This is a genomic window from Lacticaseibacillus camelliae DSM 22697 = JCM 13995 (genome assembly GCF_001436615.1).
Classification (GTDB): domain Bacteria; phylum Bacillota; class Bacilli; order Lactobacillales; family Lactobacillaceae; genus Lacticaseibacillus; species Lacticaseibacillus camelliae.
Genome location: NZ_AYZJ01000077.1, coordinates 1 through 22,542 on the forward strand (window position 1 = coordinate 1; position 22,542 = coordinate 22,542).

12 protein-coding genes and 1 pseudogene are annotated in these 22,542 nt (G+C 56.0%); 7 read left to right on the forward strand and 6 right to left on the reverse strand.

Features of this window, described 5'->3' with window-relative positions:
- Both FC75_RS10175 and FC75_RS10180 read left to right on the forward strand, forming a co-directional pair.
- Positions 1–1,500 (forward strand): mucin-binding protein (locus FC75_RS10175; RefSeq protein WP_156403615.1); only part of this gene is annotated, 1,500 nt, incomplete at its 5' end.
- Positions 1,501–1,747: 247 nt separating this feature from the next.
- On the forward strand, positions 1,748–3,181 hold the full coding sequence (locus FC75_RS10180) for an MFS transporter (protein ID WP_056989816.1): 1,434 nt from the start codon (positions 1,748–1,750) through the stop codon (positions 3,179–3,181).
- Between the two features lie 98 nt (positions 3,182–3,279).
- On the opposite strand, the gene FC75_RS10185 is transcribed toward FC75_RS10180, so the two are convergent.
- Together FC75_RS10185 and FC75_RS10190 are read right to left on the reverse strand one after the other, a co-directional pair.
- Entirely contained in the window at positions 3,280–4,401 is a 1,122-nt protein-coding gene (locus FC75_RS10185) for an alpha-L-fucosidase (RefSeq protein ID WP_162261114.1), read from the reverse strand.
- A 42-nt stretch (positions 4,402–4,443) separates the two neighbouring features.
- Positions 4,444–6,812, reverse strand: a pseudogene (locus FC75_RS10190) (glycoside hydrolase family 3 C-terminal domain-containing protein).
- 139 nt (positions 6,813–6,951) lie between these two features.
- On the opposite strand from FC75_RS10190, the gene FC75_RS10195 reads away from it, so the two are divergent.
- A complete protein-coding gene (locus FC75_RS10195; protein WP_235808736.1) occupies positions 6,952–8,031 on the forward strand; it encodes an endonuclease/exonuclease/phosphatase family protein in 1,080 nt (359 codons plus the stop codon).
- A 150-nt stretch (positions 8,032–8,181) separates the two neighbouring features.
- Here FC75_RS10195 and FC75_RS10200 read toward each other — a convergent pair whose 3' ends face one another.
- Positions 8,182–8,982: a MurR/RpiR family transcriptional regulator gene (locus FC75_RS10200; RefSeq protein ID WP_056989819.1), complete on the reverse strand. Its 801-nt coding sequence runs from the start codon at positions 8,980–8,982 to the stop codon at positions 8,182–8,184.
- Positions 8,983–9,294: 312 nt separating this feature from the next.
- Here FC75_RS10200 and FC75_RS10205 point away from each other — a divergent pair, with 312 nt between their 5' ends.
- From FC75_RS10205 to bglX, 4 genes are all read left to right on the forward strand, one after another.
- Positions 9,295–10,812 carry a DUF5597 domain-containing protein gene (locus FC75_RS10205; protein WP_056989820.1) on the forward strand — a complete coding sequence of 506 codons (1,518 nt, stop codon included), beginning with the start codon at positions 9,295–9,297 and terminating at the stop codon, positions 10,810–10,812.
- A gap of 62 nt (positions 10,813–10,874) precedes the next feature.
- Positions 10,875–12,218 carry a PTS sugar transporter subunit IIC gene (locus tag FC75_RS10210; RefSeq protein WP_054664905.1) on the forward strand — a complete coding sequence of 448 codons (1,344 nt, stop codon included), beginning with the start codon at positions 10,875–10,877 and terminating at the stop codon, positions 12,216–12,218.
- 83 nt (positions 12,219–12,301) lie between these two features.
- Positions 12,302–14,701: a glycoside hydrolase family 3 N-terminal domain-containing protein gene (locus FC75_RS10215; RefSeq protein WP_056989821.1), complete on the forward strand. Its 2,400-nt coding sequence runs from the start codon at positions 12,302–12,304 to the stop codon at positions 14,699–14,701.
- 96 nt (positions 14,702–14,797) lie between these two features.
- On the forward strand, positions 14,798–17,026 hold the full coding sequence (gene bglX, locus FC75_RS10220) for a beta-glucosidase BglX (RefSeq protein WP_056989822.1): 2,229 nt from the start codon (positions 14,798–14,800) through the stop codon (positions 17,024–17,026).
- 156 nt (positions 17,027–17,182) lie between these two features.
- Here bglX and FC75_RS10225 read toward each other — a convergent pair whose 3' ends face one another.
- The 3 genes from FC75_RS10225 to uxaC all read right to left on the reverse strand — a co-directional run bounded on the left by FC75_RS10225 (position 17,183) and on the right by uxaC (position 22,521).
- Complete coding sequence (locus tag FC75_RS10225) at positions 17,183–19,060, reverse strand: glucose PTS transporter subunit IIA (RefSeq protein ID WP_082397800.1); 1,878 nt, start codon at positions 19,058–19,060, stop codon at positions 17,183–17,185.
- Positions 19,060–20,532 carry a glycoside hydrolase family 1 protein gene (locus FC75_RS10230; RefSeq protein WP_054664915.1) on the reverse strand — a complete coding sequence of 491 codons (1,473 nt, stop codon included), beginning with the start codon at positions 20,530–20,532 and terminating at the stop codon, positions 19,060–19,062. Before FC75_RS10230 ends, FC75_RS10225 begins: the two co-directional genes overlap by 1 nt.
- Before the next feature lie 567 nt (positions 20,533–21,099).
- Complete coding sequence (gene uxaC / locus FC75_RS10235) at positions 21,100–22,521, reverse strand: glucuronate isomerase (protein WP_054664918.1); 1,422 nt, start codon at positions 22,519–22,521, stop codon at positions 21,100–21,102.
- Between the last annotated feature and the right edge of the window lie 21 nt (positions 22,522–22,542).

The window sequence follows — 22,542 nt, forward strand, 5'->3', positions numbered from 1 at the left end:
CTGACGACAACGGATACGACTACGACGACTCGGACCATCAACTACACGGTCAATGGAAAGACAGATGGTGCTCCTGAATCAGTTGTTCAGACCGTCAACTGGACGATGACGACAGATGACGTGACTGGCGAGATCACGTCAGCCACACCTTCTGCAGACTATGGTGAAGTGGCAACACCGAACCTGGATGGCTATACACCTGACAAGACCACGGTGGCCAAAGAAACACCGAAGTTGACGCTGGTCTCTGGGTCGCCGGTAAACGAAACAGTGAATGTGAACTATACTGCCGATGCTGATGAACTGCAGGTCTCCTACGTTGCCAAACCTGGTTTCAAACAACCGCAACGGCTCGTCGGAACGGAAATGATTACGGGTCACATCGGCGACACAGGTATCTACACAGTGCATGTTCCTGACAATCTGCCTGGCAACTACAAGCCGACGAAGGATAATCCGGAGGGCACACAGCTTTCTTACACGCTAACGCCATCAGCTGACGGTCTGGTCATTTACGTATATCCGTACAATCACGGCGGCACTTTGCCTGGTGGGACAACTAACCCAGGTGGTAACACCAATCCCGGTGGCGATACTAACCCAGGTGGCAACACCAATCCTGGCGGTAACACTAACCCAGGTGGCAACACCAATCCTGGTGGCAATACTAATCCAGGCGGTAACACTAACCCAGGTGGCAACACGAACCCAGGTGGCAACACCAATCCTGGCGGCAATACCAATCCCGGTGGTGATACGAACCCAGGCGGCAACACCAATCCTGGCGGTAACACGAACCCAGGCGGTAACACCAATCCTGGCGGCAACACGAACCCAGGCGGTAACACGAACCCAGGCGGTAACACGAACCCAGGCGGTAACACGAACCCGGGTGGCAACACGAACCCGGGTGGCAACACGAACCCAGGCGGCAACACCAATCCTGGTGGCAATACCAATCCTGGTGGCGACACGAACCCAGGTGGTAATACGAACCCAGGCGGCAACACCAATCCTGGTGGCAATACCAATCCTGGTGGCGACACGAACCCAGGTGGTAATACGAACCCAGGCGGCAACACCAATCCTGGCGGTAACACAAATCCTGGCGGCAATACGAACCCAGGTGGCAACACTAACCCAGGTGGCAACACCAATCCTGGTGGCGACACTAACCCAGGTGGTAATACGAACCCAGGCGGCAACACGAACCCAGGCGGCAATACGAACCCAGGTGGTAACACCAATCCTGGCGATAATGCCAACCCGACCGGCACGAAGAATCAAACACCTTCGACGGTCACCACAGTTGATACGTCAACGACGGGCACCAAGCCAAGCAAACTGGCAAATGCTTCAGGCACGACTAACACGGCCAAAGGCAAGACGCTTCCAAAGACTGGCGACAAGGTCAGTCCGTTGGGTGCTGCGGGTCTTTTGATCAGTGCGATGAGTGCACTTCTGGCAGTTGGCACGGAACGCAAGCGTCGGCGCAACTAACTGGATATAGGCGTTTTTTGCCACAGCGTTGCAGAGAAACGGTCCCTTACACGGGGACCGTTTTTTGTGCCTCCGGAGAATGTCCGCGCGACGGGCGCAACTCGTCACTTTGCTGACCGGTGTGCGATTCGGCTTTTTCGAGCTGACACAGGTAGAATTTTGAAAAATAACGTATAATCATCGTGGACAACTGTAATTAGTTGAAAAGGTCAACGGCCGCATGTGGGGCCGGGAAAGGAAGCCGCTCATGACTGAGAACACCTCAACGCAGGCGCCCACGCCTAAAAGGGAGACGCGGCCGCGGGAACGCATCACGTATTGGCTTTATTTTACCGGGCAGGCCATGGGGTACATGACCCTGACAGCCTTTTCCACGACTTATCTGATGATGAACGGGGTCAACGTCGGGGCGGTGGCCACGGCGATGTTCATTGCTAAACTGTGGGACGTCTTTGCGGATGCGCTGTTCGGGGTGCTGTACGACAAGGTGCACTGGCGCTCTGGCAACAAGGCGATTCCGTGGTTGCGGCTGGCGAGCTTCACGGTGCCGCTCACGACGCTGATATTGTTCCTGATTCCCAGTGGGCTGACGCCGACCATGAAGCTGGTGTGGTTCGTCATCGCCTATATCATTTGGGACACGAGCTACACCATGAGCGACGTGCCAATTTACGCCATGGTCACCAGCATGACCACGCAGGTCAACGAGCGCAATTCGCTGCTCTCAATGGCGCGGTTGTTCGCACTGGCCGGCAGCTTTCTGGTCACGGTGATCGGGCCGGTGCTGGTGTCCGAGCGGGTGGGCATGACTTTTCCCCAGATGGTCGCTATTATCGCCGTCATGACGCTGGTACTGATGTTCCCGGTGTCAGTGTTCGGTAAGGAGCGCATTAAGCCAAAAGCGGGTTCGGAGAGCCATTACCACTTAAAAGACATCATTCACTACCTGCGCACCAACAAGTTTCTTGGCATTTATTACCTGGGCTACCTGTTCTGGGGGCTGACCCAAACCGATCAGGTGGTGAGTCTGTTCACGGCCTATTGCCTGTTTGGCACGGCGCTGTTTGCCACGCTGACGACAGTGCTGGTCGCCATCCCGACCATTATCTTCTCGCCGTTCATGGGCCGCATCCTCAAGCGTATCGATAAGTTCAAGCTGTTTTACTACAGCATGATTGCGCTGGCAGTGCTGGCGTTTGCGATGTACTTTGTCGGCTACCACAATAAGACGCTCTATCTGATCATGGTGGTCCTGCGGGCGATTCCAATCGGCCTGATCGGCGTTTTGGGCCTGACCTTCACGCCCGATATCGTGGAGTACGGCGAGTTCAAAACGCACATCGACGCGCGTGGCATCGCGTTTGCCGTGCAGTCGTTTGCCGCGAAGCTGTCCTCGATGAACGCGCCGCTGGGCCTGGCGGTGCTGAGCTGGTTTGGCTGGAAGGCCATCACGGCCAGCTCATTTGCCGCGCTGGAGGCCGAAAATGTGACCCAAAGCGCCAGCGCTTTGAGCGGCCTCTGGGCAGTCACTGCGCTGGTGCCGGCAATTGGCGCCGTGCTGGCTTCGATTGCTCTGTCCTTCTATAAGCTTAACGACCACGACGTCCAGCTGATGGCGAAGGTCAACGCCGGTGAACTGGACCGGGCAACGGCCCAGAAGCAGATGAAAAACAAGTACTAAGGTGAGCTAACGAAAAGTGTGACCCGGGCGGTCGCACTTTTTTGGTGCACGCAAAAACCGTCACGATTCGCGCGACGGTCAGTCAGAACATATTGAATTTACAGCGCCTTGCTGGCCAAATCGCGCAGGACCTTGGTCTGCGGCGCCGGCAACGTGCCATCGGCTTTCGGCCCGACATTCAGCAGCAGGCGGCCGCGCTGCGGGCGGGCAGCCGCGATCATCTCGCGTACCTGCTTGGCGGTGATGAAGTCGCTTGGGCGGGCGGCGCGGTTGTAGCCGAAGGAGTAGTCCATGCCGCGCGTGATCTCGTAGTAATCCGGCGCGCCTGTCCACACGGTGTGGTATTCCAGCGTGCGGTAATCGTAGTACTGCGGCGCCGCGGTCTTGTTCGTTTTTTCCTGGCGCCAGTTCACGTAGGCGCCGCCCGCGTTAAACAGCGGGTACAAGGCCTTGTGGCGCATCCAGCTTGGGTAGTCGCTCCAGCGGTCGTCCACCATGCCCTCGGGCACCGCCGCGTAATAGTCGCGAAACAGCTGCGGCAGGCGCGCGTCCTCCGGGTAGCCGATGTCGCTCCACAAAATGTCGGGGTGGTAGCGGTCGATCAGCTCGTGCCACTGGGCCCAGACGTAATCGCGGTACTGCTTGGAGTGGTCGGAGCCCAGCAGCAAGGTCGCGGCACTTTGAATGCGGTCGTGCTTGAAGGTCCAGTCGAGCAGGCTGGAGTAGTACACGCCAAAGCGCATGCCGCGGGCGCGAACGGCCTTGGCGAGCTGGCCGACGAAGTCAAAATCGAGGTGGTAGCCGGGCCGCCGCGGATTTTCCACCTGCGTGTCGTACATCACAAACCCGTCGTGGTGCTTAGTGACGACCACGACGTACTTGGCATGCGCCGCGGCGAACGCATCGGCCCAGGCCTCAACGTCCACGTTGCGGGCCTTTTCGCGAAAAGTGGCCGCAAAGTCCGAGTACGGCGCGTTGCCGTAGTGCGCGCGGTGGTACTGGCCGGTCGGGCCGGTCGGAAACAGCATCGAGTTGCCGTACCACTCGGCGTAGGGCTGGTGTTTGAACTGCTCGTACAGGGTCGGGTGCTTGCCTGGACCGGTCACCGGGGCTGGCGCGAACGCCGGCACGCTGTAAAGGCCCCAGTGGATGAAAATGCCAAAGTCGGCGGCTTCAAACCACGCCGGCGCTTGGTGGCGATGAATGTTGACTGCGCTCATGGTGATCCCTCCTGTTTTAACGGTTGGCGGCTGAAAAGTGGGTTAGCGCTGAGGAGCTTTTTTGCCGTGATTGGCCAAGGCGACCAGCGCGTCGACCATCCACAGCTTGAGGCTGCCGCCGCTTTGCTGCGCGAGGCGCACCAGCGGCGTGTCCCAGACGATGGTGGCCAGGAACTGCCCTTCCGGCGAGTTCTTCGGCGTGCCGTCGTTTTTCTGCATGTTCGCGATGACGGCGGTGGCGACAATGCGCGCCACCACGGAGTACTTGGCCAAGTCGCGCGGCACGCTGAGCCGGGTGAAATCGCCGGGCTGCGGGCTGCGCGCCGGCGCCGGGGTCAGGCCGCTGAGTGCGGTGAAGTCTTTAACAGTTGGCAGGCCGGTGGGCTGACGGTACCAGGCTGGCGCTTCGATGCGAAAGGCTGGTGCTTCCACCGTCAGCGGCAGGCGCGTGATCATGTTGCGGCTGCTGTTGCCGACGCACACGTGCCACGCGCCACCGGCCAGGGTGAACTGCTGATGCTGCTCGTTCCAGCGTGAAAAAGCGCGCTTGGGCAGCGTCAGCGTCACGGTCTGCTGCTCGCCCGGGTCAAGCCAGACTTTTTGAAACGCCGCCAGCGCCTGTTTAGGGACCAGCTGGTCCTGGTCGTCCTCGCTGACGTAGGCCTGAACAACTTCGGCGCCGCGCAGGCTCCCGGTGTTTTTCACGTCAACGGTGACGGTCAGTGCCTGATCAGTTTTACCAAGGTGATCGGCGTTCAGGCGCGCGTTGCTCATGGCGAAGGTGGTGTAGCTCATCCCGAAGCCGAACGGGAAGGCGACGTCCTGCTTGGCCTTGTCGTAGTAACGATAGCCGACGTACAGACTCTCGGCGTACGGGACCGATAACGGGTCGTGCCCGTACAACGTGCTGGACGGCACGTCTTCGTAGCGGAGCGGGTAAGTCTCGGTCAGTTTGCCAGAGGGCGACACCGCGCCGAACAGCAGGCGTTCCGCGGCGGCCCCGACGGCTTCACCACCGAGGAACAAGTTGAGCACGGCCTTGGCGTCCTTCGCCCAGTCGGTGGCGACCACGGAGCCCGCCACCAGCAGGACCACGACATTCGGGTTGGCCTGCGCCACGGCGTGCAGCAGCGCGACTTGGTCGGCCGGCAGCGCCATGGATGTCCGGTCGCCTCGGCGGTGGCCGGCAGCCCCAGCACGACAATCACATCTTCGGCCTTTTTCGCGGTGGCTACGGCCGCTTTGACCAGCGCCGGGTCGGCCTGGCCGTCCAGCGTATAGCCAGCCACATAGGCGAACTCATGCCCGGCCGCCTTGAGCCCTGCCAAGATGGAAATGCTTTGCGGCGTGGTGATGTGCGACGAACCCGCGCCTTGAATGCGCGTCTGGTCGGCCAAGGCGCCGATCACGGCCAGCTTGCGGCCCGGTTGCAGCGGCAGGGTGCCGTCATTTTTCATCAGGACGGCCGAGTTTTCCTCGATGTTCTGGGCAAGGGCGACATGCGACTGCAGCAAGGCGTCGCGGTCGCCGGTAAAAGCTGGGCGCTTGCGGTCGGCAATGGCGGCAATGTTCGCCACGGCCCGGGTGAGGCGGGCGCGGTCCAGCTGGCCGGTTTTCAGCGCGGCCAGGGCCGGCTTGTCGAACAGGTGGCCGGAGCTTGGCATTTCCAGGTCGGTGCCGGCGTTGAGGCTTTTGACCTTGTCGTTCAGCGCCCCCCAGTCGGACACCACGGCGCCCTTGAAGCCCCATTGGCCGCGCAGCACGGTGTTGAGCAGGTACTCGTGGTCGCTCATGTACGTGCCGTTCAGCAGGTTGTAGGCGATCATCACGGTTTCCGGCTGGCTCTGGGTGACGGCCAGGCGAAACGCCTCGAGGTACAGCTCGTGCAAGGCGGTGGCGTCGATCAGCGAATCCGAGCGCAGCCGGTCAGTTTCCTGGCTGTTGCCGGCAAAATGTTTGAGGGAGGCGCCGACGCCTTTTGACTGCAGGCCGTTGATCCACGCGGTGGCCAGCGCACCGGTCAGCAGCGGATCCTCTGAAAAGAATTCAAAATTGCGTCCGCCCAGCGGGTTGCGCTTGATGTTGACGCCTGGGCCGAGCACGACGTCGACGTTCATCGACCGCGCTTCTTCGCCGATTGCCGCGCCCATTTTGACCAGCAGGCGCGGATCCCAGCTGGAGGCCGACGCGCTGGCGGTGGGAAATGCGGTCGCGGGGACGGCCTCGTTGATGCCCAGGTGGTCGGACGCCTGGGCTTGGTAGCGCAGCCCGTGCGGCCCGTCGCTCATGCGAATGGCGGGGATGCCGGCGACGTTTTCGCTGCTCCAAAAGTCCTGGCCCGACGTGAGTTTGATCGCGTCCTGGTCGGATAGCTCGCGGCGAGTGGCGCCGCTGCCGATGGTGATGGTCATACTAAAACCCCCAATTCTTACCTTGAGAATAACACGCCAGTTGGGTTCTGTAACGCGCTTGGGGTCGCTTTATTTGGTGGAAAAAGGGGGTGGTCGTGGTACGATGAAGCGTGTTCACAAAAAAGGGGAGACCATTGAAGTGAAAAAACATCGCGCACTGAAAATTATTGGGGGCCTGCTTGGGGCCGTGGTCGTTGTTCTAGGCGGCTACATTGCGTACCTGTACGCGGCCTATTACCGCCTGCCGGACAACCTGAAGTTGCGGCCGCAGCACAACCAGGCCGGCGCAGTCCAGGTGGGCAAGACCTACCGTGCCCAGTCCTACAACATTGGCTACGATTCGTACCCGCCAAGCTATTCGTTTTTCATGGACGGGGGCAAGTACTCGCGCGCCTATAGCAAGAAGGCCGTCCAGGACTCACTGGCCGGCGTGATCAAGACGACGCGCCAAGGCGATCCGGACTTCGCCTTTTTTCAGGAAGTGGATCAGGACGGTGACCGCTCGCAGCACGTCGACGAAGTGGCGGGTCTGCGCCGCGCATTTGGTCAGCAGTACAGCAGTGTTTACGGGCAAAACTACGACTCGCCGTACCTCTTTTACCCATTTAACCAGCCAATCGGTGCCGCCAAGTCCGGGCTGGTGACGCTGACTAAGTTCAAGGTGACCGGCGCCCGGCGGTACTCGCTGCCGATCGCGACTAACCCGACCAAGTTCACCGACCTCGACCGCGCCTTCACCGTGACGCAGGCCCCGACCAGCAACGGCAAGCACCTGCAGCTGGTCAACATCCACATGTCGGCGTTCACCAAGGACCGGTCGATTCAGCAGGCACAGTTTGCCAAGCTGTTCAAGTACATCAATCAGGCCTACCAAAAGGGCGATTACGTGATTGTCGGCGGGGATTACAATCACCGGCTGCTCAAAGACTCCGCGGCCATTTTCCACACCAAGCCGCAGGACGAGACCTGGACCCACCTGTTCCCGTACGATCAGCTGCCGGCAGGCTTCCACGTGCCGACCATGGGCTTGGCCAAGGCGGCCCAGCCGTCGGTGCGTGCGCTCGACAAGCCATGGGAACCGGGCAAGAGCTTCGTCACGCTGATCGATGGCTTCATTCTGTCGCCAAATGTGAAGGCTAAGTCGGTGAAAATCGTCGATACCGGCTTTAAATACTCGGATCACACGCCGACCCGCATGGAATTTGAGTTGGAACCGTAGCGGCGTATTCTGCCAGACGATCAATAAAGAACCAGTTCTCAGCAAATGAAAAGCAGTCGTCTTTAACGAGACGTCTGCTTTTCATTATGGTCTGGCACTGCGCGTTTTGACTAAAGGGGAAAGAGACTGGAAAAGGCTTCCGACCTGCCGCTAGCGCATGTCCCCAATGGTCTCTGCGTACCGCCGGCCAAGAAACTCCGCGGCGAGAAGCATGATATAGCTGCCGGTGATGGGATTATTTGTCTTGGTGACTGGGTACACTGATTTGAACAGGTATGCTTCTGGAATCCCCGGATTTTGGGTGAAAAGGGCAGTGTCGGCAGGTGAATTGGCAATCAGGTCGATGGTGGCTGAAGACTTGCTGATGAAGTAGCCATAAGTTGAAATCACGATTGCGAGATCACCATGCCTAAGTTGTTTAGCTTCAACCACCTGCTCATCACTAGTGCTGGGAACGTAGAGCACTTTTCCGTATCTTGCCAGGTCGGTCTGAATCACATTTGCAATCAATCTTGAGGTGGAGAAGCAGAAGATAAAGACTCGCGGTGCCCGATGAATGGCCTGTGCGAGCTGATCGAACAGTGCAATGTCAGCATTTGCGATGAACTCGGACATGGTGCGATCAAGCTCGCGGCCAAAAAATCTGAGGTATTCTTTTGGCTCATTTTTGATCAAGTTTAATTTTGTCTCCGAGATGTGAAAGCCAGAGGATTTGAGCGCTAATCTTTCTTTTTTGGCACTGTCTCGCATGTCGGTGTAGTTTCGAAACCCCGCGGCAACGACAAAGCGACTCACCGTTGGTTCAGAGACGTTGCACTGATGCGCCAGCTCGGTGATGGACATTTTGGCCAGTCGAGGGCCCAAGCGCAGGATGCAATCGGCCAACATCCAAGGAGTCGAGTTGATCGTATTCGTCTGTAAGACTTGAAGCATGCTTTCCTGTAACGTCATTTGCTTGCCCCTTTGAAAATTTTTTCATGTTTGTGAATACTAGCCTTTAGACTGAATATACCACTCTGATACGAAAATGAAAGCCCCTACATTTGACCTATGATAGCTCTTGTAGGAGAAAAACGGACCTGGATGCCCGTGAGCGCCACAGCTTAGGGCAGTGTCTGATCATCCGAATGCTGCGTTTCAGTTAACATCTTCGAGGCCTCGACGAAGCGCTGACGGCAAGGCGGTAGTTCAAAATGAAAAAGTATTGGAGATCGTGCTTTCTTCCTATATCGTTCAGCAGTTGGTTGCAAGGGAGGCTTTTTGATGACCATTCCACATTTGCAAGACAATGATGGCCAGACTGTGCTCATGGTTGACGATAAACCATTTATCGGGTTGGCAGCGGAATGCCACAATTCCAGTGCCAGCAGCACAGCGTATATGAACACTCAGGTATGGCCCAGAGTCCTGCCACTGAACATTAATACGCTCCTGGTGCCGGTCTATTGGGAGATGATTGAGCCCAAGCCAGACCGGTTCGATTTTTCCTCGGTTCAGGACCTGATTTCAGAAGCGCGGGAGCATCAAGTAAAACTGGTATTACTCTGGTTCGGACTGTGGAAGAATGGCCTTTCGTCTTATGTTCCGGGATGGCTGAAAGAAGATTCCACCGTTCGTTATGCGCAAAAAAGAGACGGCCAGCATTTGTACTCGATTTCCCCGGCTGATCAAACTGCAGTTGACTTGGACGCAAAGGCATTCGGTCACCTGATGGCCTTCATTAAGAAGACGGATACCCAGCAGTCGACCGTGATCATGGTGCAGGTTGAAAACGAGGTCGGGCTGCTAGACGCAGATTTCGACTACTCGGTGGCCAAGGGCCCGGCGCTAAACCGACCGTTGCCTGACGTGTTTGGCGCCGCGCCAGCAGCAACTTGGCAAAGCCAGTTTGGCCCGCAAGCCGGCGAGTACTATATGGCATTTCTGTATGCCTCGGCGCTGCAAACGATTGCCGCCGCCGGTAAAGCGCAGTATGCCCTGCCGATGTATGTGAACGCATGGCTGGAGAAGCCGCTCGGTCGCCCAGGGGCTTATCCAACCGGTGGGCCGACAGTAAAAATGTTGCCTCTTTGGCAGAAAGTGGCAACGGCAGTCGACTTAGTGGCCCCAGATCTTTATGTGCCGAATTTTGAAGAGGTGAGTGATGCTTATGCGGCGCCGCAACAAGCATTGCTCGTTCCCGAAACCAGGCAGGATCTGCGAACAGTTTCGAACCTCATCTATGCAATTAGTCATTATAACCTCTTATTGTTCTCGCCATTTGGCGCAGAGGATTTCTTTAACCAGGATGTGACACTGGACGCTCATCTGTTGAAAGCAGTTGCCATTGACGCAGACGCGTTTGATTGGTCTAAGACGGGATCAGTACTGGCCAAAGCTTATGCGCTTTTGGCAGGGATGCTGCCACTGATTGTTCAAAAGCGCCAGCAGCCGCAAATGCATTCATTTCTGATCAGCCAGGCGGCCGACCGGGGCCGGAGAATCAAACTGGCTAGTTGTGAGGCGGCGGTTCATTTTGTCAAGCAGGAGGGAAACGTATCGCCTTCTGCGGGGTTCATTCTTGAGCTCTCCGAAAATGAGTTTCTGCTGTTTGGTCTCAACATTAGCGTGAATCTGTCTGCCCTTGAGCCCAATCGGAACGTTGGGTTGATCAGCCTCGAAGAAGGCACCTGGCAGGATGGTCAATGGCATGCTGGTCGAATCCTGAACGGCGACGAGAGAGTCAGAATTCAAGTCGGGGCGACGCCTCAGCTGCTCAAAATTAAGACTCACCTGTACTGATCGTTTTGCTCAAATCCCATTGAATAACAGTTACAGTAATCATTAGAGAAGGAGTGAAGATCGTGAAGTTGGAAAAAATTGGCGAGAAGATTTTACCGGTAGTCAGTAAAATCAGCAACCAAAAGCATTTAGCCGCGATCCGCGACGGGTTCATCATGGCAATGCCAATGAGCTTAGTTGGGTCGGTTGGGCTTTTGCTTCAGAATTTTCGCATTAACTTACTGAATACGGAATTGCCACTGGATCAAGATCCTTTTCAGAAGTTTCTGGTCTTTGTGTTCGGGAAACACTGGACGGCATTTCCTAATGCAATCACTAACGTTTGCAATAACTTGATTTCAATCGTGGTCACACTGACCATCGCCTACATGCTGACTCAGAACTATATTGAAGCGGGGAAGAAGGACAATAAGTATCAGCACGCTGATCCACTCGTTGCTGCCATTATCGCCCTGCTCGGTAGTTTCCTGGTTTTCCCGCAAAGTGCTGCAGGCAAACTTGGCAGCGTCTGGACGCAGGATTCGTTTGGCGCCACTAGCCTGATTCTGGGGATGATTGTCGCGTTACTCTCAACCATCATGTACGTTCACTTGTCCGACACCAAGTTGACAATTAAACTGCCGGATTCGGTTCCACCAGCGATTTTGAATGCGTTCGCCGCCGTGATTCCACTAGCCATCAGTGTGATTGTCATTAACGCAATCGAATTCATCATTCGCGCGTTTGGCTTTACAGGCATGCAGGATTTGATTTACAAACTAGTTCAAGCGCCGCTCCAGGGTGTTGGGACTTCTGTCGGTGGGGCGTTTGTGACGATTATCGCGCAGAATTTGGTGTTCTTTTTTGGGATTCACCCTGCTGCGCTGTCGCCCATCTTCCAGCCGATCAACACAATCAACCAGAATGATCTAACCAACCAGCTCCTTCACGGTGCCTCAGTGATGAACTTAAAAGGGGCGCCAATCGGCCAGACCTTACAGATCATCATGGGCCTGACGACCGTCGCTGTGTGTGTTGCAATCTTCCTGGTGGCGCGGCAGTCACCACATTATCTTTCAATCGCGAAGATCGAAATTATCCCGGGGCTTTTTAACATCGGGGAACCGATGATTTATGGCCTGCCAATCGTTCTAAATCCGTTCATGTTAATTCCGTATGTGTTCGCGAGTGCCATCACCGGGACAATTTACTATTGGCTTGAGATGATCCATGCAATCCCGGCCATTGCGATTGCCGTGCCGTGGACCACCCCGCCATTTCTGAACACATATCTGGCCTCAGGTGGTCACATCATGCCGGTGCTGGTCCAAATCATCTGCTTCGTCTTTGACGTGGTGATGTTTATCCCGTTTGTTAAGTTGGCGATTCGGTCCGAGGCCAACAAAGCGGCAGCCGACGCTAAGTAGCGCCAATTCAGCTCATCAATCTCATGTGAGGTCACACTCACATGAGATTTTGAATCGAGATGGAAAAAGGAGAAAAATTGAGAATGGCAAAGTCAGATGCTGACACGACGATTAAGCAACGCGTAGACCAACTTTTTAATGACCTTAGTTTCGACGAGAAGGCCGCTCAGTTGGTCGGCTATAATCAGGCGGCTTGGTCGAACGATGATTTGGAACGCGACTTTCCAAAGGGGTCAGGCCAGGTTTCCTTGCTGGTGGGCGAGGAGATGCAAAATATCGAGGACGTTGCCCGGGTCCAGCGCGAGATTCAGGAAAAGATCATCGCACTTTCACCGCACCACATTCCCGCTTTGTTTCACGTTGAAACACTGACGGGGGTCAAACTTCCTGGTGCCACCAGCTTTCCTACTGGCATCGCTCAGGCCGCCACGTTTGACCCTGCAGCCGCTAAGAAAATGGGCGAGGCAATTGGTCAGGAAACCGCGAGTGTGGGTGCGACACTGGCTTTTTCACCGGTCTTAGACATTTCTCGAGACGCGCGGTTTGGCCGCCAAGGCGAAACCTTTGGGGAAGACCCAACGCTTGCCAGCGAGATGGGTGCCGCAGTGGTGACGGGAATCCAGAAGTCTGGCAGGACGGCTGCTGTTGCAAAGCATTTTCTCGGTTACCAAGCGGCTGAAAGTGGTATTCATGCGGCTGTGGCGAACATTCCGGAGCGGCTGCTCCATGAAGTGTATGCAAAGCCGTTCCAGGCCGCCATTTCACTCGGCAAGCTGAAGGGAGTTATGCCTTGCTACAGCGCCATTAATGGCGAGCCGGTGACCGGGTCGAGGCACCTGCTAACCGATCTGCTGCGCCAGCAGATGGGCTTTAAAGGGATCGTTGCCTCCGATTACAGCGGCATCAGTGAAATCTTCACCCGTTATCATTTAGGCGAACAATTGGCTGACGCTGCACACCGGGCGCTGCTTGCCGGCGTCGATCAGGAGCTGCCTTCGATGAACGCATACAAACCAGAGGTGCTGAAGCAGTACGAGGGCCAAAAAGACTTTGATGACGCCTTTGCTGCCGCTGTGAAGCGGGTTTTGACGCTCAAATTTGAGCTGGGAATATTTGACCATCCCTTCGCAGATGCACCAACCGAGGCCGCGCGAAGCTTCAAGCAACCGGCAGCCATTGCGGCTAGCCGGCGCGTTGCCACCGAGTCGTTAGTCCTGCTCAAAAATAAGGGCATTCTGCCTTTAAGCAAGAACAAGCAATCGATTGCGCTGATTGGGTGGCACGCCGACGCGATTCGCACCATGTTTGGTGGTTATACCTACATGTCGACAATCGAAAAACATTTTGGGGTCAAAAATACGATGGCCGGGGTCGAGGATGTCAAGACTGATCAGGCGCCGGCGGGGCCTAAGAAACACTACTCAGGGTCCAATGTTGACGTGGAAAATCCCGACGTTGAGGCCTTTGCTCGTTCCCAGCAGCCGCAGATGATGTCTTTGCGGCAACAAATCGAAGCTGACGTGCCGAGTGCGACAGTCAATTATGCCTATGGGTTCCCGTATGTCGGGGATGATGAAAGTCACTTTGCCAAGGCCCTTGATGCGATTCGTCAAAGTGATGTCGCCATCATCACAGTTGGGGGTAAGTACGGCACTGGCTCTTCCGCGTCACAAGGGGAAGGAATCGATGCCACTGACATCAATTTGCCCAAGTGCCAGGAAGACTTCATCAAAGCCGCAGCGCACCTGAATAAGCCGCTGATCATCGTGCATTTTGGCGGTCGACCAATCTCCAGTGATGCGGCTGACACCTACGCAGAGGCAATTTTGGAAGCATGGAATCCTGCCGAATGCGGCAGTGAAGCCATCTCCAGTGTGATTTTCGGAGACAGTGAGCCGACCGGCAGAATGCCGGCAACCACTGCTTATACCGCCGGCCAACTGCCGCTTTACTACAATCATCCGAACGGATCCAGCTATCACCAGGCGACCGGCGGTGCGTTTGACGGCTATGTGGACTGTCCCCATGAGCCGCGGTACTTCTTTGGTGAGGGCCTGGCCTACACAACGTTTGATTACGGTGAGTTTAAAGCGACGACAGATTCGGCTGGAACAATCCATGTTTCGTGCGCTGTCACCAATACCGGCCACCGCAAGGGCACGGAAATTGTTCAACTGTATGGCCGCAATTGCCACGCTTCAATGGTGCGGCCAAACATTGAGCTTCTCGGTTTTGTCCGAGTGCAGCTTAAGGCACAGGAGACGAAGAAGGTGGCATTCACCGTGCAACCGAGTCAGCTCGCCTACTTGAATGACGACATGAAATGGGTCATCGACCAGGGCGACTACCAGTTTTCCATTGGCCATTCTGCTGGTGCAATCAAACTGAGTGGTGCGGCGACGATTCGGAAGACCCGGTACTTCGAGGAACGGGACCGGGTGCTTTTCGCGCAAGCTGCGGTGACGGCTTTGACCGCGAAATAATGTTGCTGCGGGTTGGTCCGGGCGTCTACAAAGCGCAGTTAGCAGTTCAGTAAGCCAAGCAAAGTGCCTCAGTGGCTGAAGTATGGAGGAATGAATTTGGAAGAAGCAAAACTTAGACAGTTATTGAAATCACTCACAATCGAAGAAAAAATTGGCCAGTTGGTTCAGCTATCTGGGGAGTTTTACAACGCCTCAGACATCTCAATGGGGCCTCAGCGCAAGCTTGGCATCACTCAACGGATGGTCGATCTTTCCGGATCGGTTCTGAACGTGGCCGGTGCAAAGCAGATTCATCGCTTGCAGGAAGCATATTTGGCCAAAGGTGGGCACGCCATTCCGCTGCTGTTCATGTCGGACATTGTCTATGGCTACAAGACGGTTTACCCGATTCCATTGGGGATGGGTGCTTCCTGGGATCCTCGGTTAATCAAGAGGGCTTATGAGAATGCTGCCGAGGAAGCGTATGCTGGCGGCCAACAAGTTGCCTTTGCCCCAATGGTTGACTTGGTGCATGACGCCAGGTGGGGCCGGGTCTTGGAATCAACCGGCGAGGATCCATACCTTAACGCGCAATTTGCCAAAGCCATGGTGGGTGGGTTTCAAAGTGGCCTCAAGGACGGCAAGGGCATTGTCTCATGCGTGAAGCATTTTGCGGGCTACGGCGCGGTCGAAGCCGGCCGCGAGTACAACTCTGCAGACATGTCTATGAGTAATCTTTACCAGAATTATCTGCCATCATACAAGGCGGCGATTCAAGCTGGCGCGAAAATGGTGATGACCTCGTTGACCACCCTGAACGGCGTGCCAGCCACTGCCGATAAGTGGCTGTTGAATGATCTGTTGCGGAAGCAATGGGGCTTTACGGGCGTGGTAATCAGCGATTATGCGTCAATCTATGAGTTGACCCAGCATGGCTTTGCCGCAAACGAGCAGGACGCTGCGTATAAGGCATTGGATGCAGGGGTCGACATTGATATGAAGTCCCCATGCTATGCTAATGGGTTGAAACCATTGCTCGAGGATGGTCGGCTCAGCGAGGAGAAAATTGATGCGGCCGTTTGGCGTGTGCTGTCACTGAAGAATGAGCTGGGTCTGTTTGAAGATCCGTTCCGCGGTTCCTCCGAAGCACTGGAAAAAGCCAACCTACTGACCCCAGCTAAGCGCCAGCTGGCCAGAAAGGTCAGCCAGGAGGCGATGGTTCTGCTCAAAAATGAGCGGCATTTGCTCCCACTTAACCGTTCAGGCCATCGGCGGGTTGCACTGATCGGCCCCTATGCGGATGAGTCTAAGATGTTGGGCTTGTGGGCAATTCATGGTTACCCGAAGGATACAATTACCTTTAAGCACGGGCTCAGTGAGTATCTGGATACGAGTCGGTTGACCGTAGAAAAAGGGACAGATATCATACGCGATGCTGATTTCTTCGCCGAGTCCGGGCGCCCGGAAGATCAAGCAAGCGGTCAGATCTCCGATTCGGCCACTGAGAAGAAGCATCACGATAGTGCAGTTGCTGCGGCTAAGCGTGCTGACATTATTATTTTTGCCGGTGGCGAGCATACGCTGCAAAGCGGCGAGGCGGGATCCAGGACTAAACTGAGACTGCCTGATAACCAGCAACGCTTGCTTGACGAGCTCGCGACGTTAGGCAAGCCAATCATTTCGGTGATCATCAGTGGCCGGCCGTTAGTCTTGACTGATGTCCTCGCGGATTCTGATGCCGTCATCCAGGCGTGGTTCCCGGGTATCGAAGGCGGGCACGCATTGGCGGACATTATCTTTGGCGCTTACAATCCCTCGGGACGGCTGTCAATGAGTATGCCGGCGGTCGAGGGCCAAGCCCCAATTTACTATAATCACCTCAGCACAGGGCGGCCTGAAAAGACCTCTCAACACGTTGGTCGGTTTGTTTCGAGGTACACAGACGCGCCAACTGGCCCGTTATTTCCATTTGGATATGGGCTATCGTACGGCAAGGTCACTTATCACCAGCCGACGATTGACCAGAGCCAAATCAGTTCAGCTCAATCAGTGACGATTCGTGTGCCAGTCGAGAATACTAGCGAAATTGACAGAACTGAAACCGTTCAACTTTATTTGCACGATGAAGTGGCTTCAATTGTCCAACCGGTCAAGCGTTTGATCGATTTCAAACGTGCATTGGTGCCTGCTGGCGAAACGTTGATGGTGTCATTTGTAGTCAAGGCGGATCGGCTGGGGTTTTACAACCAACAGGGTAAGTATGTGATCGAGCCCGGCAAGTTTGAACTGATGATTGGTCCGAATTCAGATGAGACGCAAACGGTGGAGTTCAGTTTGAAGGATTAGCGTGGGCCAAAGAGAGTCAAAAACAGACGCTATCTAGCAACGAATAGCGTCTGCGTGAGACTAACGGAAATAATCTGGTCAACAATCAAAATCAAAGCCCTGACGGCCGTCTCTTAGGCGGCCGTTTTTGGTGCCCAGGACCATCAGCAAAGTTGGTTAGGCCAGCACCAAGTCGCCAATCGTGGCCGAGGCATTTTTGGGGCCAGTCGCCGCGGCGACAGAGAGTGTGACATTTTTCGGCAGCTCAGGGAAGACGACGATCACGTCCGCATTTTTGCCGTGGTCCTTGATGGCGTCAAGATCCATGTCGGCGAGCGCTTGGCCTGCGGCGACGGTGTCGCCTTCCGCCACGTGAAGCGTGAACGGGGCGCCCTTAAGCTCGACGGTGTCGATACCCATGTGGATCAGGACGTTAATGCCGCCCTCGCCTTCAATCGTGATGGCGTGTTTGGTGGAAAAGATGTTGGTGATTTTGCCAGCAATGGGCGACACCACGATACCATCAGTTGGTTCAACGGCAAACCCGGCGCCGATCGTGCCAGCAGCAAAGGTCGCGTCTGGGACCTGGCTTAACGGAATCAGATTGCCGTCCACCGGCATTGCCAAGGTCTGGTCGTTCAGTGCGGTCTGGCCTGCAGTTTTCGCCTGAGCCTGCTCGACCGCGGAGTGTTGACTGATCTTGTGCCCAAGGGCAAAGGACAGCACGGCACTGAGCAGAAAAGTGGCGGCGATGCAGACGACGATCCACACCATGTTCATCAAGTTACCGGCCTTGGCGTAAACTGGCAGCGATGTGATGCCAGGCATCACAAACGCGTAGCACTTGACGCTGAAGATGACGGTCAACGCGCCGCCAATGCCGTTGGCAATCATCGCCGAAATAAACGGCGTCTTGTTGACCACATTGACGGTGTACAAAGCGGGTTCGGAAATGCCAAGAAACGCGGAGAAGCTGGTCGACATCGCGGCTGAGCGCATTTCCTTGTCCTTCATTCTCAGGGCTGCGCCAAACGCCGCGCCGGCTTCGGCCATGTTGTGGCAAAAGGAGATTGGCAGCAGGTAGTCGTAGCCGAGCGTCGCGATGTTCTGAATCTGAATCGGGGAGGTCGACTGGTGCATGCCGGTCAGGACGATCAGCGGCATGAAGAAACCGAGCAGGAACCCGGCGAGCAGGCCGGCCTTCTTAAACAGCCAAACGATCCCGGTTGCCAGGTATTGGCCGCCGTACGCGCCAAGCGGTGCAAGAATCCACATCGCGATGGGCACGGCGATGGCCAGTGTCAGCGCCGGCACGACGACCATTTTCAGCACTTCCGGTACGTAGCGGTCGATAAAATGATAGACAATGGCCATCAGTCCGACGCCTAGGATGACCGGAAAGACGGAGGTCGAGTAGGTGAAAGTCGGGATTGTCAGGCCAAACAAGCTGAGGCCAGACTTGCCGCTGGCGATGGTCGCGGTAAACGTCGGGTACAGCAGCGCGCCGGCCATGCAAAGGCCAAGAAATTCATTGAGTTTGAACTTGCGCGCGGAAGACACGGCCAGCAGAAACGGCAGAAAATAAAAGGGCACGTCAGAGATGAGTGAAAACAGCGCGTAGGTCGAGTTCTTTGCCAGGACTGGGGCAATCGTCACCACAATGGCTAGAATGCCCTTCAGGATCCCACCGGCAACCAAGGCCGGCAGAATTGGTGAAAAGATATCCGTGATCGCGGTGAAAATGACGTTGGCCGAGAGCTTCCGCTTTTGCGCGGCGGCTGAGGCGATCGCCGGCGCGGTCTTTTGATCAGCGCCAATCACGTCGACCACTGCGTCGTATACTTCACTGACATTCGGGCCAATCACGACCTGATACTGGTTGTTTTGAAACTTTGCCCCCAGGACGCCCTGAAGTTTTCCAATCGCAGCCATGTCGGCTTTGCTGCCGTCTGCCAGGCTGAAGCGCAAGCGGGTCACGCAGTGCAAATAGTTGGTGATGTTTTGTTTGCCGCCCAAGTCAGCGACGATTGCAGATGCCAAGGTATGATTATCCATCATGATTCCTCCGTTTTAGTCTGCTGGCAGTGCTGCTTGATCCGGTCGCGATACCAGTAGAAAGAGTCCTTCTTATACCGCTTGTCGCTGCCGTGTCCGGCGTTATCCCGGTCCACGTAAACGACCCCGTAGCGTTTATCCATGGTCAACGGGCCGCATGACACGAGATCGATGACGCCCCACATGGTGTAGGCGAGCAGGTCGACCCCATCAGCGACGGCCAGGTCGAGTTGATCCAAGTGCGCCTTGAGGTACGCGATACGGTAAGGGTCATGGACCGACCCGTCGGCCTCGAGCTGATCATGGGCCCCCAACCCATTTTCAGCGACAACGATTGGGAGGTGATAGCGGTCATAAAGCTGGTTCAGGGACACGCGCAGACCGACGGGATCGATTTGCCAACCCCATTCCGAAGCCTTCAGGTATGGGTTCTTTTTCGTCATAATTAGGTTGCCGGCGGTCTTGGCCCAATTCTTCTGATTGGTCGATACCTGGGAGAAGTAGTAGGAGAAGGCGACAAAGCCAACGGTGCCGTCTCGCAGGAGCGCCGCGTCGCCGGCTTCCTGGTGAACGTGGACGTTCAGCAGATTGAAGTACCGCTTCATGTAGGTCGGGTAGTAGCCGCGGGCCAGCACGTCCAGGTAGAACCAGTTCGAGTACTGGTCGTCTTGAATCGCCTGCATGTTGTCTTCGGGTTTGCAGGTGGCGGGGTACGTGGTGAACCGGGCAATCATGGCGCCGACCGGTTCGTTCGGGACTAGCTTGCGACCGAGTTGCACGGCGCGAGCGCTGCACAGAAACTGGTGATGCAGGCTTTGAAAAATGGCCTGGTCCATGTTGGACTCCGTGCCAGGGATCAGGCAGGCGCCGTCCCAAGGAGAAAATTTGGCCGCGTTGATTTCATTAAACGGCAGCCAGTAATCCACCACGTCGCCTAGGCGCTGGTAAAGCACGGTGGCGTACCGCTCGAAGAACGCAATGATCTGGCGGCTTTTCCAGCCGCCGTACTTAGTCACTAAGTGGACCGGAATGTCGTAGTGGACCATGGTTGCCAGAACTTTGATCCCATGCTTCTGGCATTCTTCAAACACGTCATGGTAGTACTGAATCCCAGCCTCGTTTGGGGTGTCATCGTCGCCGTTGGGAAAAATCCGCGACCAGCTGATCGACGTCCGGAAAATCTGCAGCCCCATCTCGGCCATCAGTGAAATGTCTTCCTTGTAGTGGTGGTAGAACTCGACCCCGCGTCGCAGCGGGTAATAAGTTGTGCCCGGGTCCTTGAGGGCCGCGTCAAACTCGCGCTTAGAAAAAGGATCGTGCTGGTGCTTTTCCTCGATTTGTTCAGGATCCCATGTGGGGTCCAAATAGCGCAGGTCTTGGGTCGAAAGGCCTTTTCCGCCTTCGCCGAACCCACCTTCGGACTGTGAAGCCGCGGTTGCGCCGCCAAGCAGATACGTGTTTCTCATTGCCATACTCAATTGTCCTTTCCCAATTTCCAATCTGAATAAAAAAATCCGCCCTAAACCAGTCGCTAGGACTGATTAAGGACGGATCATTCCGCGGTGCCACCTTAATTGCGCACTGGACTTTAAGATCCAGCGCGCCGCTCGCCGAAGAGCCCACACTCTCCTGGTAACTGACGCATACCTCTCGTACAGACTGACTTGCCGTCGAGCTCCGGTGCCGCAATGGACTTACGTCTAACCATCACTCGCTTGCGTGCTCTGCACGCAGCGCTCGTGATTGGTTAGCCGAAGTCCTAAGTGCGCGGCACCTACGCTCTGGCTTTTGGTCTGTCCCTCAGTGGCCCATTTAATTGCCTGCGTTCGACGACACTCTCAGCACTGGTCGCTCTCTGGGCGTGCACAACAATCTTGACTTCCACCTCAACGGTTTAGGACGAATTATTCGATTAACGCTGATTCTAAGACTCTGTTAATCAAACGTCAACCGGATTCTCATAATTCATGCAGCGGCGCGATAACGCAACAAGGCCCAGACTCCCGGTGAGTCTGGGCCTTATTTAACGCCTAGCTGTTTTAGTCGAAGAAACCGAAGTAGTCATGCGCGTTGTTGTAAGAGATGTCCTGGACCATTTTGCCAAGGATGTTGAGGTCGTCAGGCACCTGGCCGCGCTCCGCCAGTTCGCCAATGTAGTCGCAAAGTACGCGGCGGAAGTACTCGTGGCGCGGATAGGAGAGGAAGCTGCGCGAGTCCGTCAGCATGCCGACAAAATTGCCGAGCAGGCTTTGCTGGGCCATGGTCCGCAGCTGTTCGCGCATGCCTTCACGGGTGTCGTTGAACCACCAGGCGGCGCCGAGCTGCAGCTTTTGCTTGATGCCGTCGCCGTAAAAGTCGCCCATGCCCGAGGCCAGCACCATCCAGTCGTTCGGGTTCAGGGAGTAGAAAATCGTCTTCGGGATCGCATCGGCATTGCCCATGTCCATGTAGAGCTTCATCATTTCCTGGGCAATGTCAGGCTGGCCGCCCATGGAGTCAAACCCGGTGTCCGGGCCGACCTTGTTGAACATCGGCTGGTTGGCGTTGCGAATGACGTTGATGTGGAACTGCATGGTCCAGTTGTGCTTCTGGTTCAGGCGCATCAGCGCTTCGATCAGGCCAGTGGTGTAGCCGTCGACTTCAGCTGCAGTCAGGGTCTCGCCGGCTTGCGCCTTGGCCATGATGGCATCCAACGTGGCCTTGTCGACCTTGTTGAAGTGGAAGCTGTTCAACCCGTGGTCGGAGAGCTTGCCGCCCAGGCTGGCGAAGAAATCAAACCGCTGGTCGAAGGCGGCAACGAGGTCATCTAAGGTGGTGATGGTGACGCCGGCTGCACGGCCCAGTTCCTTCAGGTAATCTGCGTACCCCGGCGCGCTGATGGCAAACGCCTTGTCCGGGCGCATCGCCGGCAACACCTTGAAGCCGTTGTCGGCCTCCTCGGCCTTGAGCAGCTTGTGGTACTTCAGGTCGCTGGCGGGATCGTCGGTGGTGCAAACCACTTTGACGTTGAACTTGCGGATCAGTGCCCGGGGCTTGAAGTCGTCGGTGGCCAGCAGGGCGTTGGCCTTGCCCCAGACGGCCTTGGCGTTGTCCGGGGTGAAGGGCTCGTCGATGCCAAAAATCCGCGACAGCTCGAGGTGAGACCACTCATACAGCGGATTACCCAACGCCTTTTGCAGGGTCTCGGCCCAGGCGACCAACTTCTGATACTCTTCGCCGTCGCCGGTGATCAGCTCCTCCGGCACGCCATTGGCCCGCATCAGGCGCCACTTGTAGTGATCGCCGAACAGCCCGTCGTTGATCCAGATCCGTGTCAGGTTCGGGTAATTTTGGTTCTCATATATTTCTTTTGGCACGAGGTGGCAATGAAAATCGATGATCGGCATGCCTTCGGCGTACTGATGAAACAGCTTGCGACCGGTTTCGTTGGTCAACAGAAACTCCTTGTTCAACAAGGTCATGTGCTTTCTCTCCTTTGAAAA

Excerpts from the sequence above, each read along its gene's own strand:
- FC75_RS10180 (WP_056989816.1), top strand. The coding sequence starts at position 1,748 with ATGACTGAGAACACCTCAACGCAGGCGCCCACGCCTAAAAGGGAGACG.
- FC75_RS10185 (WP_162261114.1), bottom strand. The coding sequence starts at position 4,401 with ATGAGCGCAGTCAACATTCATCGCCACCAAGCGCCGGCGTGGTTTGAA.
- FC75_RS10200 (WP_056989819.1), bottom strand. The coding sequence starts at position 8,982 with ATGACGTTACAGGAAAGCATGCTTCAAGTCTTACAGACGAATACGATC.
- FC75_RS10205 (WP_056989820.1), top strand. The coding sequence starts at position 9,295 with ATGACCATTCCACATTTGCAAGACAATGATGGCCAGACTGTGCTCATG.
- FC75_RS10215 (WP_056989821.1), top strand. The coding sequence starts at position 12,302 with ATGGCAAAGTCAGATGCTGACACGACGATTAAGCAACGCGTAGACCAA.
- FC75_RS10225 (WP_082397800.1), bottom strand. The coding sequence starts at position 19,060 with ATGGATAATCATACCTTGGCATCTGCAATCGTCGCTGACTTGGGCGGC.
- FC75_RS10230 (WP_054664915.1), bottom strand. The coding sequence starts at position 20,532 with ATGGCAATGAGAAACACGTATCTGCTTGGCGGCGCAACCGCGGCTTCA.
- uxaC (WP_054664918.1), bottom strand. The coding sequence starts at position 22,521 with ATGACCTTGTTGAACAAGGAGTTTCTGTTGACCAACGAAACCGGTCGC.